Origin of the sequence: Caballeronia sp. (assembly GCF_049581465.1) — a bacterium.
In the GTDB taxonomy this organism is placed as follows: Bacteria; Pseudomonadota; Gammaproteobacteria; order Burkholderiales; family Burkholderiaceae; genus Caballeronia.
Genome location: NZ_JBAUSA010001206.1, coordinates 1 through 1,848, shown reverse-complemented (window position 1 = coordinate 1,848; position 1,848 = coordinate 1). Strand labels below are relative to the sequence as shown.

Here is a 1,848-nt window from a genome sequence, read left to right as displayed (position 1 = left end):
AAAATCGGCAAATGGATCGCCGGGCCCGCGCTGACCGTGCGGCTCGCCGCCGTCAGGAAGCGGCCGAAGCCGAACGCGTCCAGCCCGAGCGCGGCGCTCGACAGCAGCATCCTGACGACCCGCTACCAACTGGCAGCGCTCATGGGCGAGGGCCCAGATCGCGGGGTCGCGATAGCCCGGCCTACGCTTGGCGTCGGCGACGAAGTACTCTTGCCGGACAACCTTCCCGCAGACCTCGTGAGCCGCCGCCCGGACATTGTCGCGGCTCGCTGGCGCGTAGATGCCATCACGCATGAAGTGAAGGAAGCGAAGGCCGAGTTCTACCCGGACATCAATCTGAGCGCCGCGCTCGGGCTGGACGCGTTCGGCTTCGGCCGCTTCCTGACGGCGGCGAGCCGCACGGTCAGCGCGGGCCCGGCGATCCATTTGCCGATTTTCGACGCGGGTGAACTGCGTGCGCAATTGAAGGGCCGTTACGCCGATTTCGATGGTGCCGTAGCGACCTACAACCAGACGCTGATCAGCGCATTGAACGGCGTGGCGACGCAAATTGCGCAGATCCGCTCAAGCGACGTGCAGCTTGTCGATGCGCAAACGGCGCAACAGGAGGCACGCGAGGCCGACGATCTGGCGACCCGGCAGTACAAGGGTGGCCTGACGAATCAGCTCACCGTGCTCAACGCCGCCATGAACACGCTGCAGGCCGATCAGGCCGTCGCCAACTTGCTGATGAACCGGCGCGACCAGCAGATCGCGCTCGCATCGGCACTCGGTGGTGGCTACGTCGATACGTCGTCCGATGCGTCCTCCGATACATCCCGCAGCGTGGCTTTAGCTGCGCCTTCCCACCCCGTCGTCGCCGCGCGTTGAACCGGCACGTTTGCAAACTCTCTAGTGAATTGACATGAGCGATACCATCAAGGCTGACCGCACGATTGCGGACCCGGCACAATCGAACAGCAACCGTGCACACCATGCCCCCGTCGGAACCCCGCCGAACGCGACGCCGCCTGCACCCTCAGGATCAGGCAAACGCAAGCTGTGGCTCGCCCTCCTGGGCATCGGCATCGTGATCGCGGGTGGTGCATATGGTTCGTACTACTTTACGTATGGGCAATATCACGAGTCGACCGACGACGCGTACGTCGACGGCAACCTCGTGGAGCTCACGCCGCAAGTGACCGGCACGGTCAACGCGGTCAACTCGGATGACACGCAGATCGTGAAAGCGGGCGACCCGGTCGTCACGCTGGACCCGGCCGATTCGCGGATCGCGCTCCTGAACGCCGAGGCGGCGCTCGGTCAAGCCGTGCGCCAGGTCAGCACGCTCTACGTGAACAACGACTACTACGCGGCCAACGTCGCTCAGCGTGAGTCGGATCTCTCGCGTGCGCAGGACGATTTGAAGCGCCGTGTCGCGGTGGCCAACACCGGCGCGGTATCGGCGGAAGACATCTCGCACGCCCGCGACGCTGTCGCCTCCGCTCAGGCGTCGCTTAACGCCGCTCGCCAGCAGGGGCAATCGAACCATGCGCTGACCGACCGCACGTCGATCGAAGAGCATCCGAACGTGCAAGCCGCCGCCGCTAAGCTCCGCGACGCCTACCTCGACTACTCACGCAATACGCTGCCGGCGCCGGTGACGGGCTACGTCGCGCAGCGCTCGGTGCAAGTTGGCGAGCGCGTCTCGCCGGGCACGCCGCTGATGTCGATCGTGCCGCTCGACGGCGTGTGGGTCAATGCGAACTTCAAGGAAGTGCAGCTGCGCCGGATGCGCATCGGTGAGCCGGTCACGATGACGGCGGATGTCTACGGTTCGAGCGTCAAGTACCACGGAAAAGTGATCGG

Annotated in this window: 2 protein-coding genes; both read left to right on the top strand. The window is 65.2% G+C overall.

Annotated elements, in window-relative coordinates; all coding sequences use genetic code 11:
- On the top strand, window positions 1-870 hold an 870-nt coding region (locus WCA53_RS29450; RefSeq protein WP_423919518.1), incomplete at its 5' end, for an efflux transporter outer membrane subunit.
- Between the two features lie 34 nt (window positions 871-904).
- On the top strand, window positions 905-1,848 hold a 944-nt coding region (locus WCA53_RS29445; protein WP_423919513.1), incomplete at its 3' end, for an HlyD family efflux transporter periplasmic adaptor subunit.